Annotated in this window: 15 protein-coding genes; 8 read left to right on the top strand and 7 right to left on the bottom strand. The window is 38.8% G+C overall.

The window, feature by feature from the left end:
* Nucleotides 1-103: 103 nt before the first annotated feature.
* Nucleotides 104-1,336, bottom strand: a complete 1,233-nt coding sequence (locus BUE31_RS04900) for an aspartyl protease family protein (RefSeq protein ID WP_073400793.1) — start codon at nucleotides 1,334-1,336, stop codon at nucleotides 104-106.
* A 323-nt stretch (nucleotides 1,337-1,659) separates the two neighbouring features.
* On the opposite strand from BUE31_RS04900, the gene BUE31_RS04895 reads away from it, so the two are divergent.
* Complete coding sequence (locus BUE31_RS04895) at nucleotides 1,660-2,985, top strand: hypothetical protein (protein ID WP_073400791.1); 1,326 nt, start codon at nucleotides 1,660-1,662, stop codon at nucleotides 2,983-2,985.
* A 109-nt stretch (nucleotides 2,986-3,094) separates the two neighbouring features.
* Here the strand turns inward: BUE31_RS04895 and BUE31_RS04890 are convergent, their stop codons facing one another.
* The gene (locus BUE31_RS04890) at nucleotides 3,095-5,224 is read right to left on the bottom strand and encodes a tetratricopeptide repeat protein (RefSeq protein WP_073400789.1); all 2,130 of its coding nucleotides are present in this window, start codon (nucleotides 5,222-5,224) and stop codon (nucleotides 3,095-3,097) included.
* A 331-nt stretch (nucleotides 5,225-5,555) separates the two neighbouring features.
* On the opposite strand from BUE31_RS04890, the gene BUE31_RS04885 reads away from it, so the two are divergent.
* The 6 genes from BUE31_RS04885 to BUE31_RS04860 all read left to right on the top strand — a co-directional run bounded on the left by BUE31_RS04885 (nucleotide 5,556) and on the right by BUE31_RS04860 (nucleotide 8,904).
* Nucleotides 5,556-6,644: an aromatic ring-hydroxylating oxygenase subunit alpha gene (locus BUE31_RS04885; protein ID WP_073400787.1), complete on the top strand. Its 1,089-nt coding sequence runs from the start codon at nucleotides 5,556-5,558 to the stop codon at nucleotides 6,642-6,644.
* A gap of 199 nt (nucleotides 6,645-6,843) precedes the next feature.
* Nucleotides 6,844-7,380, top strand: coding sequence for a YceI family protein (locus tag BUE31_RS04880; protein ID WP_073401675.1), 537 nt, complete (start codon nucleotides 6,844-6,846; stop codon nucleotides 7,378-7,380).
* A 157-nt stretch (nucleotides 7,381-7,537) separates the two neighbouring features.
* A complete protein-coding gene (locus BUE31_RS04875; protein ID WP_073401673.1) occupies nucleotides 7,538-7,768 on the top strand; it encodes a hypothetical protein in 231 nt (76 codons plus the stop codon).
* Nucleotides 7,749-8,012: a putative toxin-antitoxin system toxin component, PIN family gene (locus BUE31_RS31645; RefSeq protein WP_073400785.1), complete on the top strand. Its 264-nt coding sequence runs from the start codon at nucleotides 7,749-7,751 to the stop codon at nucleotides 8,010-8,012. The genes BUE31_RS04875 and BUE31_RS31645 overlap by 20 nt, the downstream gene beginning before the upstream one ends.
* Nucleotides 7,963-8,166, top strand: a complete 204-nt coding sequence (locus BUE31_RS31295; protein WP_073400783.1) for a hypothetical protein — start codon at nucleotides 7,963-7,965, stop codon at nucleotides 8,164-8,166. The genes BUE31_RS31645 and BUE31_RS31295 overlap by 50 nt, the downstream gene beginning before the upstream one ends.
* 117 nt (nucleotides 8,167-8,283) lie before the next feature.
* Nucleotides 8,284-8,904: an L-threonylcarbamoyladenylate synthase gene (locus tag BUE31_RS04860; RefSeq protein WP_073400781.1), complete on the top strand. Its 621-nt coding sequence runs from the start codon at nucleotides 8,284-8,286 to the stop codon at nucleotides 8,902-8,904.
* 19 nt (nucleotides 8,905-8,923) lie between these two features.
* Here BUE31_RS04860 and BUE31_RS04855 read toward each other — a convergent pair whose 3' ends face one another.
* The 5 genes from BUE31_RS04855 to trpD all read right to left on the bottom strand — a co-directional run bounded on the left by BUE31_RS04855 (nucleotide 8,924) and on the right by trpD (nucleotide 14,995).
* Nucleotides 8,924-11,278, bottom strand: coding sequence for a PDZ domain-containing protein (locus BUE31_RS04855; RefSeq protein ID WP_073400779.1), 2,355 nt, complete (start codon nucleotides 11,276-11,278; stop codon nucleotides 8,924-8,926).
* Between the two features lie 71 nt (nucleotides 11,279-11,349).
* A complete protein-coding gene (gene trpA / locus BUE31_RS04850; protein ID WP_073400777.1) occupies nucleotides 11,350-12,117 on the bottom strand; it encodes a tryptophan synthase subunit alpha in 768 nt (255 codons plus the stop codon).
* A 79-nt stretch (nucleotides 12,118-12,196) separates the two neighbouring features.
* Nucleotides 12,197-13,378: a tryptophan synthase subunit beta gene (trpB, locus tag BUE31_RS04845; protein ID WP_200801856.1), complete on the bottom strand. Its 1,182-nt coding sequence runs from the start codon at nucleotides 13,376-13,378 to the stop codon at nucleotides 12,197-12,199.
* Nucleotides 13,378-14,004: a phosphoribosylanthranilate isomerase gene (locus BUE31_RS04840; protein WP_073400773.1), complete on the bottom strand. Its 627-nt coding sequence runs from the start codon at nucleotides 14,002-14,004 to the stop codon at nucleotides 13,378-13,380. The genes trpB and BUE31_RS04840 overlap by 1 nt, the downstream gene beginning before the upstream one ends.
* Nucleotide 14,005: 1 nt before the next feature.
* Nucleotides 14,006-14,995 carry an anthranilate phosphoribosyltransferase gene (gene trpD / locus BUE31_RS04835; RefSeq protein ID WP_073400771.1) on the bottom strand — a complete coding sequence of 330 codons (990 nt, stop codon included), beginning with the start codon at nucleotides 14,993-14,995 and terminating at the stop codon, nucleotides 14,006-14,008.
* A 307-nt stretch (nucleotides 14,996-15,302) separates the two neighbouring features.
* Between trpD and BUE31_RS04830 the strand changes: the two genes are divergently transcribed.
* A complete protein-coding gene (locus tag BUE31_RS04830) occupies nucleotides 15,303-16,268 on the top strand; it encodes an ion channel (protein ID WP_073400769.1) in 966 nt (321 codons plus the stop codon).
* Nucleotides 16,269-16,281 lie beyond the last annotated feature (13 nt).

Raw genomic sequence — 16,281 nt, 5'->3', positions numbered from 1 at the left:
GCGAACAGACAGGTGTAGAACCTGCTTTGCGGTTGTGCACGGCGTGTGGTTGCCCTCCGCTAGCCAGCGGATCGCAATGACAATTAGTATAAAAAGCTTGATCCTATATCCTCCTCTTTAATGTCATCACAACCATATCGTGCTTGTTATCATGATAAACTTCTAATAAAAGACTCCGGTCGTTTTGCGATTTAAAGAGGGTATCCACTTCTTCAAGGCTCATTTTTGAGATTGGTTTAAAGTTGATGGATACGATCTCATCATCTTTTTCTAACCCTATCTTATCTCCTGCGGAGCCGGGTTCTACACGACTTATGATGATCCGCTTAAAACCATCGCCATCGCCGTAATATTCCAGTCCGCTCATGTCCTGCTCAAATGGCTCTTTGAAATTTGGGCCCGGTTTTAAATAAATCACTTTATCCGGATAATCAAACACCACAACAAATTTTTTAAGCAAGCCAATACCCAGATTTCCGTCCCTTTTTATGTTGATGTACTTTTTTAAAGAGTCATCCTGCGGAAAAGAGGATATTATATTTTTGATCTTATATTTTCCAAGCTCAATTTCATTAACCCGGCTTATAAAACCACTTATGGGGCCGCTAAATCCTATACCAAGGTTAGCATGGATACATTTTTTTTGCAGATCGTTTTTTTCTGATACATTTTCAAGCGACAGCGGATGGCCGGCGCCGAGGTCAACAACCAGTTTGCTTTTCTTTACACTTCCATCAGGCATAACAATATTTGCCTCCATATAAGGTTTATGGTCTTCAATGGTTATCGGCACCTTATCGCCTTTTGCAAACTTCTTTTTATCACTATACCTGTATACAGTTATGGTTGAATCGCTAAAATTTACCTTTACTGCCAGGTTGTTAAAAAATTCATAGCCCAGTAAACCATGGATAGGCATTCCGGCATAGTTTGAAAGGCCAAATTGATCTTTTTTTAGTATAGCTGCGTTAACCCCATAGCTGGTAAGGCCCTCGATCCCGATATCTAATACAGGAGAGGCATAAGCTTCGTATGATTCGTTTTCGCCGAAACCTCTTAGCTTTAACAGGCGCATTACCGGGATTTTTAGCGTGTCGATTAATTGCGGATCGGTAATTATCATAACCCCAACCCCGGTATCCATCACAAAATTAAAGGGCCCTTTATTATTTATCTGCAACTGAATAATTACCATATTCCTTACCAACCGGAATGGTATAGTTACTTTTTTGTAGTTACTGTTAATATTAAATGATTGGGCGCAGACCGTTGTTAAAATAAAGCAATTTAAATACAACAGCCACAATATAAACCGGTGTGTATTTTTACTAAGCATAACACAAAAGTTAAGTACCATAATAAATTCGTTTGGGAAAGGTGTTGCCAAATTGGTGCAACTGCCTTATCCGCATTTTTAAAAGCATTGGTTATTTAGGGCTATTGTACCTGTTGTTTATACTGTATTAATAGCGTAAATAATTTTGGTTTATAATTGGCAATGCTCTCCTTTTATTTATAAAGGATTTAATATATTTATATATAAATTTAAGGAGAAATAATTGATAATACTATTCACAACTTATACAAGTTGGTACAAGTTTGAACAAGACAAGCCTTTTGGTTATATGTTATATTTTTGCCTAATATTGAAATTTAGCTATGCATAACGACGAGTTTTTTATTGAAAAAACCAAAAAGTTATTTGAAATAAATACTGGCTGGGGCGATAGCGGTGAGTGGACTAACCAGGACTTTGTGATCCTGAGCGAAAAGATCCAGGAACATACGGGGATTGCACTTAGCCATGTTACATTAAAAAGGGTTTGGGGTAAAGTGAAATATGATAGCCTGCCCAATACGCATACGCTTGATACCCTTGTTCAGTTTTTGGGATACGAAAACTGGCGCAGCTTTAAATCACAAAACGGGAATGGCACAATATCTGCCGAAAATATTGTACAAACTCCTGTTGTTGTTAATGATATTAAAGACGAGCAGCCAACACATACAAAAAGTACGCGCCCTTTAAAGATCCTTCTTTTTGCTGTTTGTGTTATCGCCTTAATTATAGCTATAATTTACGTTAACAAAAGCGCGCCGCCAAACGTTGCCGATAACGACTACAAATTCAGCAGTAAAAAAGTTGTTTCCGAGGGTTTGCCAAATTCGGTAGTATTTAATTACGATGCCACAAAATCTCCATATGATTCAGTTATTATACAGCAATCATGGGATAGGCATCTGCAAACAAAGGTGTCAAAATATGATCATCAGCATACCTCAATTTATTACTATCCCGATTACTATAAGGCGAAGCTTATTGTAGGAAAGAAGATAGTAAGTATGCACCGGCTATTGATTAAAACAAACGGATGGCTTGCTGCTGTTACACAATCGCCTGTGCCGGTATATTTTTCAAAGGAAGAAGCTATTACTAATGGGAAAATTTCATTGCCGATTGAAAAGATCCAGGCAAAAAATGTGAAACTTCAACCCGTTACCCCTGATGTACTTTATGCCAATGTGCGCGATTTTGGCGAGATCTACAGTGATAATTTTGTTTTTGAAACATCAGTAAAAAATAATTATAAGGAAGGGGCATCCATATGCCAGGTTAGCAAGATCTATATATTATGTGAAGGTACAGCCATTTATATCCCGCTTTGCAGCAAAGGTTGTATTTCATCACTCGATTTGCTTTTTACAAATTACTATGCTTCAGGCAAGCGGGTAGATCTATCTGCCTTTGGGGTTGATTTTAGCTCTTTTGTAAAAGTTAGGATTGAAACTGCAAACAGAAAGGCAAAGATATTTTTGAATGATAAGCTGGTTTATTCGGTAGGCGAGGACATCATCAAGGCAAAAATAATAGGGATTGATTACACCTTCCAGGGTACCGGCTCAGTTGATTATGTTAAGCTATCAAACGATAAGGTAAATTACGAAGATGATTTTAACGATGCCTCAGGCGGGAAATTAAAATAAGATTCAAGAAGAGATGCAAGAAGTCAAGAATCAAGAGACAAGAGGAATAAAAAAAATCCTTTCTTCCTGTCTTGATTCCTGACTCTTAATTTCTTGAATCTTTATCTACCTACTTGCAGTACTTTCTTAGCTCCTCAGCAGCATCTTTTGATCCCAGTTCTACCGCTTTATTTAAATCGGCACAACCGCTTTTATCATTTTCCTGGAGTTTTGCTATCCCGCGGCTCTGCCATGTATCGTAATTGCGGGGATTTAGCGCTATAGCTTTATCAAAATCGCTTAGTCCGCTTTCGTAATCTCTCATAAACATTCTTGCTTTTGCACGCAGGATAAAATTATTCCCATCTTTTGGACTAAGCTTCATGGCCTGTTTAAAATCGCCGTTCATAGAAGTTGTGTCGTGTATATAAGCTTCTGCAAGGCCACGATAGGCGTAGGTTTTAATATTATCAGGATTGATTAATAAAACACTGATATAATCGTAAATCGCCCCTTCATAATTTTTTTGGATCATTTTTAAATTGCCCCTGGTAAAATAGGCATCGTCATTATTCTGATCTTTATCAATGGCTTTGCTTATGTCACTGGTAGCGCCGTCAAAATCTTTAAGCCCCATTTTAACATTTGCCCGGCCACTGTACGCCTGTGATATCGAATTGGAATCTACAGCAATAGCTCTGTCAAAATCAATTAAGGCGCCCCTGTTATTACCTAAACCTCCCATAGCCGCACCGCGAAGCACCAAAAGCTTTCCGTTTTTGGTATAAGGTGTAACCACCTTGTCAAATAATAATAATGCTTCAGCGTATTGCCTGTCATCAATTAATATTTTGCCAAGCCTTATGTAAGCCTGCTGATTTTTAGGATCAAGTTCAACCTGTTTTTTAAAATCTTTTATAGCGCCTTCTTTGTCGCCTAGGCGGCTCCTGGCTATTCCACGATTTAAATAAGCGTTGGAATTCCCGGGATCCATTTCAATAGCTGTTGTAAAATCGGCAATAGCGCCAGCGTAATCAACAAGTATTAATTTCATTTCCCCACGGCCAAAATAGCCATCAGTATTTTTGGGGTTAAGGCGGATTGCAGTATTATAATCATCCAATGCGGTTGTATCCTGTAAATATCTTTTCGCTTTTGCACGGATTAAATAGGCATAACCATCCTGGTTTTTACTATAATTAACCGCGTTGTTTGCATCAGCTAAAGCGCCGCGAAAATCTTTTTTGTCAATCTTCAGGTCGGCCCGGTTTTGATATGCTTCTGATAAATAGGTATCAAGCTCAATGGCTTTATTATAATCGGCCATAGCAGCCTCTTTGTTGTCCATCTTGCTTTCAGAGATCCCTCTGTATAAATAAAGCTCAGCATTTGAAGGGTCTTGTACAATAGCTTTATTAAAGTAATCAATAGCCGCTTTGTTATCCGAACTGTTACTGATAGCTTTTGCCAGGTAATAATACAGGTTATGGATTCCTGTCTTCATTGCGCTTGCTTTTTTGTAATCTTCAATAGCACCTTTATAATCCCTTAAGTTGGCTTTTATATTTCCACGATAGAAAACAGCTTCTGCGTTTGAAGGGTTCATTTGTAACGTTGTGTTATAATCGGCAATGGCTCCGTTATAGTCCGCAATAGTGCCTTTTGAATTGGCGCGATAATAATATACATCCGCATTATTAGGGTTTAGTCTAATAGAGATATCATAATCCTGGATAGCACCCTTGTTGTCGTTCACATTTGTTTTGGCAACACCTCGGTACTCATATAGCTCAGGGTCATTAGGCGTAATTTCAATGGCCCTGGTAAAATCTTCAATAGCGCCCGCATAATCGGCAGAGTTTACTTTGGCATTAGCGCGGTAATGATAAATGTCGGCAGTATGCAGCCCTAATGCAATAGCCTTTGTATAATCATCAATTGCGTTTTTGTAGGCTTTAATGTTGCTGTTGGCATTGGCACGGTAGTAAAAAGCATCGGCATTACCAGGGTCAATCCCTACAACCTTGGTGTAGTCATTAACGGCTTCGTCATATTTTTTGCTGTTGCTGTATGCATTGCCGCGATATAAATAGGCTTTAACATTAGCGCCATTTAATTCAATTGCTTTTGTGAATTCAGGAATTGCAGCCGTATAATTTTTTTCTGCAGAAAGATCATTAGCCACTTTCAAATGTTGATCTGATGTTTGGGCAAAGGCCAGTAATGGTATAAATGAAATTATAACTAAAAGTCTTTTCATAATTATGTTACATCAAAATTGGCAATAAATAAGCCAAATATTATTTATGATTTAAACTGAATGATAAAACGTTTCCTTAATAAGCCACTTTAATGCCCCAGGATAATGAAATCTCATAAAAATTAAACCTAAAAGCAAAAAAACGACCCAATGTGTGGTTTTAGCCTCTAAAAACGTCTGAAGCTGTAATACGCAAATATTCTGCAAATGGTTGTAATTTAAAAAGTAGGGGATTACTTTCTCATTTTGGGGTTTATAATCCCTGATTTAATTAAATGGTTTAGGTGGTTTGATTTCAATTACCTAATTTAACTTTTGAAACCAAACAGATATGCCCGACTTTTTTGTAGATCCCAATATTGCTAAAGCAAAAACATTAAATGCCGATTTTTATACCAGTCCAACGGTATTTGAACAATGCCGTGAAAAGATCTTTGCCCTGTCATGGCAATTTATTGGCAATGCCGATCTGGTAAAAGAAAACGGGGAAGTATATCCCTTTACGCTCCTGGAAAATTACCTGGATGAGCCTTTATTATTAACAAAAGATAAAAGCGGGGAGATCCACTTGTTATCCAATGTTTGTACGCATAGGGGTAACCTTGTTGCCGATAAGCCGTGTAAGCTCAATAACCTCCGTTGCCGTTACCATGGGCGTATGTTTGGCCTTGACGGTAAATTTGTTTCGATGCCGGAGTTTAAGGAGGTAGAGAACTTTCCAACCAAAGATGATAATTTACCAGGGCTTGAAGTTTTTAAATGGAGTAAATGGCTGTTTACTTCGGTGGAGAATAAATACCCAAAAGAGTTATTTTTTAGGGACATGATGGAACGCGTAAGCTGGATGCCGTTGGATGATTTTAAATTTGAGCCTGGACTCTCCCGCGTATTTAATGTAAAAGCAAACTGGGCCCTTTATTGTGAGAATTACCTTGAAGGTTTCCATATACCTTTTGTACATGCAGGTTTAAACGCGGTAATTGATTTCGGCGAATATGCTACCGAATTGTTTTTTCCTTACTCAAGTTTGCAATTAGGTTTGGCGAAAAACGTTGCTGATTGTTTTGACCTGCCTTCATCATCACCTGATCATGGTAAAAATGTAGCTGCCTATTACTTTTGGGTGTTCCCTAATATGATGTTTAATTTTTATCCCTGGGGCCTTTCTGTTAATGTGGTTGAACCCGTTTCTATTAGCGAATGCAGGGTGAAGTTCTTCTCCTATGTTTGGGACGAATCAAAATTAGATAAAGGAGCAGGAGCAGGGCTTGATAAAGTTGAGCAGGAGGACGAAGAAATAGTAGAAAATGTTCAACTGGGGGTGCGATCAAGGTTTTATAAGCACGGGCGGTACTCTGTTACACGCGAACAAGGCACGCATCATTTTCATCGCATCCTTGCAGAATTTATGAATAAGTAACCGCTATGTGCAATTATTGTTAGGGTAGTATAATGATTTTGTAAAGGGTTCTGGTAATATAAAATAGCGTCAACAAAAGCCGATTTGATGCGTTAAGTTTAGTATTGTAAACCAAATGTAATATTGACAAACAAATTAGATGTTTAAACATCTATTACTTACATTTGATCTAAATAAAACAATCAAAAAAAATAAGATCATGGCAACAGCAACAAAATGGGTTATAGACCCAATGCACTCAGAAGTTCAGTTTAAAGTAAAACACCTGGTTATATCAACAGTTAGCGGTTTTTTCAAAAGCTTTGAAGGAACGTTAGAAACTGTGAATGACGATTTTGAAGACGCTGATATTTCTTTTGCTTTAAATATCGACAGTATTGATACTAACCAAACACCAAGAGACGAGCACTTAAAGTCACCTGAATTTTTTGATGCCGCTCAATATCCTCAAATTACATTCAAATCAACTTCGTTCAAAAAAACAGATGATGAAGAATATGACCTTGTTGGCGATTTAACAGTTAAAGGCGTTACCAAATCAGTTAAGTTAGCTGCTGAGTTCGGCGGTTCAACTGACGATTTTTACGGAAACACTAAAGCAGGTTTTGAAATTACCGGTAAAATTAACCGTAAAGATTTCGGTTTAACTTGGGATGGCGTAACCGAAGCCGGCTCAATTGTAGTAGGTGAGGATATAAAACTGATCATTAACATACAGTTAGCGAAACAAAAATAATTTGTTGATTGAGTTAGAATAAGTTTAATTAGGTTGATTAAGTTCAGCCGGGATTTAAAAGCCATTTGTTAAAGCGAATGGCTTTTTGCTTTACCCATATTTCTGAACTTCACAATCCAAAGTAATTATGCTAAATTTGTATAAAAGAGGGATTAACATGAGAACTTTAAATATTTCTATATCAGATATTGAATACAATAAGTTTGGTTTACAAAATGATAAATTAAGTTTTTCTGATTTTGTTGAATTGGTTGGTAATGAGTTATCACGGCAAAACCTAAATAAATGTGTTGAACTTGCAGAAAAATATGGCCTTTCGAAATTAACGATGGACGAAATATGCAAAGAAGTAAAAGCTGTAAGGAGAAATGCAAAAAATAATTCTTGATACTAATGTTTTGGTATCATCATTAATTCAAAGAAGCTATCCTTTTTTGATTGTAAATGAATTATTTACCAGGAATAACCTTGAACTTTGTGTTTCAGATGCACTTATGTCTGAATATTATGAAGTGCTGAAACGTAGAAAATTCTCAAAGTATCCCGATTTTATTTTAAGAGCTGAAACATTACTGGCTGATATTGAAAGAAAAGCTGTTTTTCCACCCAACAGTAACACTTTACACAATTAATGACTTTGCAGATAACAGGCTCTTAGAGTTAGCTGAAGAAAGCAGGGCTGACTTTTTAATAACTGGCAATACAAATGATTTTGTTATTGAAAAGCATAAAGAAACAAAAATAATTGAACCCAGGCATTATTACGAAAATTATTATCCACGTTAAAATTAATGTGTGCTTAAGTTTTACTGAATTTCTACAAACAATAAAGCCTGGGTAATGCTTTTAAATTAAAAATTTCCTAATTCCGAAATCGAACTTTCGAAATCCGAAATATAAAAAATGCTTATAAAGATCTACCCTGAAAACCCTAACCCTAAAGCTATTGAGCAGGTTGTGGAAGTGCTGCGTAAAGGAGGCCTTATCATTTATCCAACTGATACCGTGTATGGTATGGGCTGCGATATTACCAATCATAAGGCTATTGAAGCTATCTGCAGGATCAGGAATATCAAACCTGAAAAGGCTAACTTTTCTTTTATCTGTTACGATCTGAGCCATATATCTGATTACATTAAGCCAATAGATAATGCCACATTCAGGGTACTAAAAAAAGCATTGCCTGGTCCGTTTACATTTATCTTTAATGCTAATCATAATGTACCTAAGCTGCTAAGCTCGAACAAAAAAACGGTAGGTATCAGGGTGCCCGATAATGATATTGCCCGCGAGATAGTAAAACAGCTCGGTAATCCCATCCTTTCTACCTCAATAAAAGATGATGATGAGATCATCGAATACTCAACAGACCCTGAACTGATCCACGAAAAATATGAAGACCTTGTAGACCTGGTTATCGATGGCGGTTATGGCGAAAACATCCCCTCAACCGTAGTAGATTGTACCGGCGGTGACTTTGAGGTTATTCGTGAAGGTAAGGGCGAGCTGGAGATGTTTCTTTAAGCTACTTTCGTGTAAACACCTATGGTGTAAACACAACCTTATTCAGCTTTTGATTTCTGAAAATGCCGAAAGTTAATTTCTCAGGTTTATCTCTAACTGATAATGCGTTTATAAGATCATTAAGATGCTGAACAGTTACATTCTGCACAGATAGTATTACATCATTAGGATAAATAATCCCTTTTAGCTTGCTTTTGCCGGATATATTAAGGACTATAACTCCCCGTTCACTATCCATACCTGTTGCCGAGCGTTCACTAAGGGTATTTAAATCTTTAACCGTTGCACCCATAAAGCTATAGGTTTGTTGTGCTTTTTGTATTTGCGCTGTTTTATAAGGCGGAATAATTACCTTATTAGCTAATTTTTTGAGCGCCGGTGAAACTACTCCAAACTTGTTCATTGGGAAGTTTTTAAAACCTGCCTTTAGTATTGGGGAGTTTTTAGACAAGGTATAGTCGCCCGTTGTAACATTAGCAAAATCCGGATTGCCATATAAAGCATGTTCATCTGTTCCCCTGCTTTGCTCTTTATGAAGGGAGGCGCTATCGGGAAAGAAATTATAATCTACTTTACTACCCCATGATGTTATGCCAATAGGAAAGTAAGCAGCCGAAACAATGTTGTGTTCAAATACATCTTTACTGTTTTTAAACCATACATGAGGGTGAAAAGAATTGTTGATGATAATATTGTTATACACTTTGCGGTAAAACCCTTCGCGCAGTTTCAAACCGCCATTTAAACAAACATTGTTGTAGATCTCATAGTTGCTTGAACCATCGTCAAGGTCAATATCCCATCCATGATCGCACCGGAAACGATTATTACGGATCACAGTAGGTTTTACAGCATCCAGCAATACCCGGTTTGGGTGTTTTAAAGCTAAACTATCCATCATTTCCCTGTTAGGATACCAATACCTGTCGCGCCCCCATGAGTTAAATGAACCATGATCGCCTGTTTCCAGCACAGTGTTAAAAACATCGTTATACTCAATAACATGGCCACCCCATGTGCCTTCATTAACGTTAATGCCGGCCCGGGGAACATTATCAATGGTATTATGACTGATGGTTATATCCTGCGACATTGAAATCTGCACACCCGCCACCTGTTTTTCAACGCGGCCAATGCCTTCAATTAAGTTGTTGTAAACCAGGCACTGCGCCGGGTAGTTATTAGTTAACGGGCCTTTTAGGGTGTCGATTTTATCAGGATTATTACTTTGCTCATACCTGAACAACGGAGAGCGTACAGCTTTACTGTCGCCAACAAATGCAATACCGCTGCTGCCTGCATTAATGATCCGGCACCCAGTTACTGTATTGTACCGGTTATAGTTGCTAAATACCACAGCATTGCCGCCTACGGTATTGAAATAACAATCTTTGATAGTGCAATGTTCCGCGCCTTCTATGGTAATTGTACCTCCCCGGTAAATGGTCCAGTCGCTGCGGAGTAAAGGCTCCATGTTTTTCATAAACGTGCGCAACGTTTGCCCAAGTTCTAAACCTTCTATCGAAATATTTTTTACCGGTTTTGCGGAATCTCCTCTAAACTCAAATAAACTTTCAAGCTGCGGGGTTTCAATTGTGGCTTTGTTCAGATCTACGCCAACGGGAGGATAACAATATAACCGATGGTTCTCTTTATCAAAATACCACTCGTTTAAAGTATCAAGCTCTTCTTTAATATTTTCAACGTACCTGATCTTTTTATTCAGGGGAGAAGGCCGGTTATTTTGGTAACCTCCTTTCATTTGCAAATTACCACTGCTGTCTTTTCCTGTAATCTCATAAGCAAGGTCTCCCCATTCGCTGGCATGCAACGAATGAATATACCCACCTTCAGGATGTTTCCATTTTTTTACACGATCAACGCTTAAAGCATCTTCTGCAGTGCCCCCGTAAGGCTTAATACCAGGATGATAATTGGGATAGCGCGCCATTAGTTGTAGCTTGCTATTTATAAATAACGCGTCAAAAACTATATTTTTATCTGGAACATCTGCCTGCCAGATCCCATTCTGATATGGAACCCAATGCAGTATTAATTTCTTCGAGCTGCTGATTACAGGGTTTTCATTATGATAGGGCCTGATAAATAGCTTTTCGTCAGCTGCCCGCGAATCAGCATCGGAAAAAATAACGGGACTTAACAGATAATAGGTGCCCCCGCGAAGCCAAACTGTAAGTGAGCTATGATGATACTTCCTGGCTTCTGCCTGTGCTCTTTGCAGCGTCGCAAAAGGCTGTTTAAGCGTTCCCGGGTTGCTGTCTTTTCCATTTTGGGAAACATACAAAGAACGCTGCGCATTGGCATTTGCAGATAATAACAGGATGAAAACCAAATAGACCAGGCGTTGCTTCATGTTTACACAATCAAAACCCAAAATAGTATTATTTTGCAAGAATGAGGTGATGGTTATTTAATTGCAGAATTTTACCTGATCGTTTTCACAAACCCGGGGATCTTCTCCATATAATCTTCCGTTCCCAACAACTTAACAAATGCACTCCCCACAATAGCACCTGCGGCGTATTCACAGGCTTTAGTAAATGATTTATTATCCGAGATTCCAAAACCAATAATAGCAGGATTTTTTAACTGCATGGCTTTGATCCTTTTATAATAATCCTCAATATTTACGGATACCTGTAAGTTGCCGCCGGTTATTGACGACGAGGAAAGTAAATAAATAAAGCTGTTACTCAATTCATCAATCTTGCGGATGCGTTCTTCAGACGTTTGTGGGGTTACCAGGAATATATTACTCAGGTTATTTGCTTTAAAATAACCGGCATACAAACTCTCATATTCATACATGGGCAAATCGGGCACAATAACACCGTCAACACCAACCTCAGCAGCCTTTTTGCAAAAACGTTCTACACCATACTGGATCATCGGGTTAGCATAACCCATTAACAGGATGGGGATAGTAACCCTTTTCCGCAGATCAGCCAATTGCTCAAACAACAAATTAAGGGTCATGCCATTTTCCAAAGCTCTTTCAGAGCTATGCTGAATGGTCGGGCCATCAGCTACGGGGTCAGAGTAGGGGAAGCCAACTTCCAGGAAATCAACCCCGGCCTTTTCCAAAGCTTCGGCAATATCAAGGGTAGTATTAAGTTCAGGATAACCTGCAGTATAATAGATGGATAACAGGTTATCCTTTTTTGTATTGAAAAGTTTATTGAGGCGGTTCATGTTTTTAGTTCATGGTTGATAGTTCATGGTTCATGGCCGGATAATTACTATGAACTATCATCCATGAACCATGAACTAATTAATATCCAAAATATTTAATATACGTATCCAAATCCTTATCCCCACGGCCCGAAATGCAGACTACCACATTATCAGTAGGGCTAAATTTCATTTTTTCGAGCTGGGCAAGTGCGTGTGCCGTTTCAATTGCGGGGATGATGCCCTCTAATTGGCAGCAAAGCAAGCCGGCCTGTAAGGCTTCATCATCAGTAACACTTACATATTGTGCCCGGTTAATTTTGTATAAATGTGCATGCTGCGGGCCTATCCCCGGGTAGTCTAAACCTGCGGAAATAGAATAGGGCTCAACTACCTGTCCGTCATCGGTCTGCATAAGTATGGTACGGCTGCCGTGTAAAACCCCTTCTTTGCCTAAAAATGTGGTAGCTGCTGAATGGCCGCTGTCAACTCCCTTGCCTGCCGCTTCAACAGCAACTAATTTTACCGATTCATCATCCAGGAAATGATAGAACATCCCCATGGCATTGCTGCCGCCGCCTACACAGGCCATTACGTATTCCGGTAATTCCTTACCTGTGTGCTCAAATAGTTGTTTTTTTGTTTCTAATGAGATGATAGACTGAAAACGCGCCACCATATCCGGGTAAGGATAAGGGCCTACTACTGAACCAATGATATAATGTGTATCAACCGGGTTACCAATCCAGTCACGCAACGCCTCGTTGGTGGCATCTTTTAATGTTTTACTGCCCGATGTTGCCGGAACAACCTTCGCGCCAAGCATTTTCATGCGTGAAACATTAGGGGCCTGCCTTGCCATATCGATCTCGCCCATATAAACTACGCACTCTATCCCCATAAGGGCACAAACGGTAGCGGTTGCCACGCCATGCTGACCGGCTCCGGTTTCGGCAATAATGCGCTTTTTATTAAGCCGCTTTGCTAAAAGGATTTGCCCGATAGCATTATTGATCTTGTGCGATCCTGTATGATTCAGATCCTCGCGTTTGAAAAATATATTGGCGCCATATTTTTCTGAATATCTTTTGGCATAATATAAAGGAGATGGCCTGCCAACATAATCTTTCAAAAGCTGGTTAAACTCCGCCTTAAACGAATCATCATTAATGATGGTTAAATATTGCTGGCGTAATTCTTCCACATTAGGATACAGCATTTCGGGGATATATGCTCCGCCAAAATCGCCGTAATACCCTTGTTCATTAACTCCGTATTTCATTATTCTGCGCTTTGTTTAATGGTATTGAATGCTTTTTCTAATTTCTCAATGCTTTTTAGTCCCGGCGATAATTCAAATTTGCTGTTTAGATCAACGCCGTAGAATTTGGGATGATTGATATATTTTACTTCTTCTATATTATCCGGGCTTATTCCCCCGCTTAAAAAGAAAGGGATCTCTAATTCATATTTATCAAGGATGTTCCAGTCGAAGGTAATACCGGAGCCGCCATGATTTTCTGTTTTAGTATCAAACAAAAACAAGTCTACCTTTTTTTTGTACTTATCCAGTAGTTTAAAATCAAAATCATTATTTATACCAAATGCTTTGATTACTATCGCTTTATCCCTGAAAGAATTGCAAAAATCCGGACTTTCATCACCATGCAGTTGTATAAAATCAAAATTATATTTATCAATCAGCTTATTAATGGTTTCGGCGCTTTCATTTACAAAAACTGCCGTTTTATTTATTGTAGCAGGAATGGTTTCAAGCGCTTCAACCGGTAATTCATCAACAAATCTTGGCGATCCGTTATAAAATATAAAACCCATATAATCGGGATTTAAAGCTGCAACAGCTTTAATATTTTCCGGATCACGTAAACCGCAAACTTTTATCTTCATTTTAGTTAGCCAGTAAGGTTTCAAAGCTTTTTAGTGCCTTTTTACCAATTAACGATCCCTCTGCCTCGTAAAAACAATCAGCAAAGCTTTTTTGAGGATTTATTGTATTGATGGCCAATGCTGCATTACATAAAACCACGTTGCTTTGCGCTGCTGTAGCCCGGTTATTAAGAACCTCAACAAAAATATCTGCCGATTCGCTGATCGTGCTGCCACCTAAAATATCTTTCGGATCAAGTTTTTCAAAACCCAATGCTTCAATACTGTTTATCTTCTCGCCTGCGCCCGAAAATGTTTTAAAATCACAGGTCAGTGATACTTCATCATAGCCTTCCAGCGCATTTACAATAGTGTATTTAACATCCGATTTTTGATACAGGTAAGCATAAACCCTGGCAAGTTCCAAATTAAACACACCTACCAGCTGATTTTGGGGCTTAGCCGGGTTAACCAAAGGCCCTAACATATTGAAAAACGTTTTTACCCCGAGCTCTCTGCGGATAGGGGCAACGGTCTTCATTGCCGGGTGAAAAAGTGGAGCATGTAAAAAGCAGATATTGGCTTTATCGATGTCGGTTTTTAGCTTATCCGGATCATTAGTAAATGTACAGCCTAAAAACTCCATAACGTTTGATGATCCGCAGCCCGATGAAACACCATAATTGCCATGTTTGGCCACTTTATAACCAGCGCCTGCAACAACAAAAGAGGCCAGGGTGGATATGTTAAAAGTGTCCTTGCCGTCGCCGCCGGTGCCGCAAAGGTCAATTACCTGGTCTGTTTCAAGATCTATGGGTAAACAAAGTTCAAGCATAGCATCGCGGAAGCCTTCCAGTTCATTAACGGTAATGCTGCGCATGCAATAGGCCGTCATAAAGGCTGCCATTTGCGAGTTATTATATTTACCCTGTGCTATTGCGGTCAAAATTTCTTTGGACTGCTCACGGGTAAATGTTTTGTGTTCAAAAAGGTGATTAAGTATTTTCTTCATAAGCCCCAAACCCCTAAAGGGGAATTTTTAATGGTTAATTTATTGTTTTCCTCTCCATCCTGTTTATAACTCCCTCTTTAGGGGGCCGGGGGGCGAGGCATAAAAAAAGGGTTGCCATGTTATGGCAACCCTTTTGAATATTTTGAAAAAACAAAAAATGGAATTGCCTTACGATTTCTCGTTAAGCCACCACCAATTGTTATTTAATGCTTTTACTATCATTTTGTGCCACAAATATGGAAATAGTTTTTACTAAAAGCAAGCAGAATGATATTTTTACAAAAACATATAGCTAACGCATCTGATTATGGTAATAAATAAACGTAAAATAAACCCTGAAGATGATCTTGGCTTTGGCCCTCAGCCGGTTATAAAAAACCAGCCGCTGATGAATAAGGATGGCTCGCCAAACGTAAAAAGGATAGGGCTCTCGTTTTTTAATACGGCTAATAATTATCATACATTAATTACCATGAGCTGGACAAGGTTCTGGGTTGTTGTTATAAGCGGTTATTTAATTGTTAATATAATTTTTGCTTTTATTTATACCTCGATTGGGCCAAATAGCCTGGATGGCACATCAAGCCATACCTCGTTTGAGCATTTTATGGACGCCTTCTTTTTTTCAGCACAAACCATGTCAACTGTAGGTTACGGGCATATTAGTCCGAGGGGGATGACAACAAATAGTGTGGCAGCCTTAGAATCAATGATGGGGCTGCTGGCATTTGCACTGGCAACCGGCTTATTGTACGGGCGATTTTCAAGACCATCTGCACAAATTATATACAGCAAAAATATATTGATAGCGCCATATAAGGATACAGGCAGAGGAGTGATGTTTCGTTTGGCCAACCGGCGCAGAAATATGCTAATTGATCTTGAAATTGAGATCATATTTTCATACAACGAAACCGTGGACGGAAAAACAGTACGCCGGTTTTATCCGCTTGAGCTTGAACGCAGCAAAGTGAGTGTGTTAACGTTAAACTGGACAGTTGTGCACCAGCTTGATGAAAACAGCCCCATGTTTGATATGACAAAGGATGACCTCACTAAATCGGAAGCAGGATTTGCAATACTTTTAAGAGCTTTTGACGATACCTTTTCGCAAACAGTCCATTCGCGCACACAATACCAGGCGCATGATATGATTTGGGGCGCTAAATTTAAACCCGTTTTTGACCGTGATGAAACTGGCCGAATAGTTTTAGATATCAGCAAAATAAGTGATCACTTGCCTTTTGAGTTGGAAAAGACCGAAGTAAGTTAATGGAATGCGGCAT

The sequence above is a fragment of the Mucilaginibacter sp. OK098 genome (genome assembly GCF_900142915.1).
In the GTDB taxonomy this organism is placed as follows: Bacteria; Bacteroidota; Bacteroidia; order Sphingobacteriales; family Sphingobacteriaceae; genus Mucilaginibacter.
This window is presented reverse-complemented; position numbering and strand designations above follow the sequence as displayed.

Excerpts from the sequence above, each read along its gene's own strand:
- BUE31_RS04830 (WP_073400769.1), top strand. The coding sequence starts at position 15,303 with ATGGTAATAAATAAACGTAAAATAAACCCTGAAGATGATCTTGGCTTT.
- trpA (WP_073400777.1), bottom strand. The coding sequence starts at position 12,117 with ATGAACCGCCTCAATAAACTTTTCAATACAAAAAAGGATAACCTGTTA.
- trpD (WP_073400771.1), bottom strand. The coding sequence starts at position 14,995 with ATGAAGAAAATACTTAATCACCTTTTTGAACACAAAACATTTACCCGT.
- BUE31_RS04880 (WP_073401675.1), top strand. The coding sequence starts at position 6,844 with ATGGCAACAGCAACAAAATGGGTTATAGACCCAATGCACTCAGAAGTT.
- BUE31_RS04855 (WP_073400779.1), bottom strand. The coding sequence starts at position 11,278 with ATGAAGCAACGCCTGGTCTATTTGGTTTTCATCCTGTTATTATCTGCA.
- BUE31_RS04885 (WP_073400787.1), top strand. The coding sequence starts at position 5,556 with ATGCCCGACTTTTTTGTAGATCCCAATATTGCTAAAGCAAAAACATTA.
- BUE31_RS04900 (WP_073400793.1), bottom strand. The coding sequence starts at position 1,336 with ATGCTTAGTAAAAATACACACCGGTTTATATTGTGGCTGTTGTATTTA.
- BUE31_RS04840 (WP_073400773.1), bottom strand. The coding sequence starts at position 14,004 with ATGAAGATAAAAGTTTGCGGTTTACGTGATCCGGAAAATATTAAAGCT.
- BUE31_RS04895 (WP_073400791.1), top strand. The coding sequence starts at position 1,660 with ATGCATAACGACGAGTTTTTTATTGAAAAAACCAAAAAGTTATTTGAA.
- BUE31_RS04875 (WP_073401673.1), top strand. The coding sequence starts at position 7,538 with ATGAGAACTTTAAATATTTCTATATCAGATATTGAATACAATAAGTTT.
- trpB (WP_200801856.1), bottom strand. The coding sequence starts at position 13,378 with ATGAAATACGGAGTTAATGAACAAGGGTATTACGGCGATTTTGGCGGA.
- BUE31_RS04890 (WP_073400789.1), bottom strand. The coding sequence starts at position 5,224 with ATGAAAAGACTTTTAGTTATAATTTCATTTATACCATTACTGGCCTTT.
- BUE31_RS31645 (WP_073400785.1), top strand. The coding sequence starts at position 7,749 with ATGCAAAAAATAATTCTTGATACTAATGTTTTGGTATCATCATTAATT.
- BUE31_RS04860 (WP_073400781.1), top strand. The coding sequence starts at position 8,284 with ATGCTTATAAAGATCTACCCTGAAAACCCTAACCCTAAAGCTATTGAG.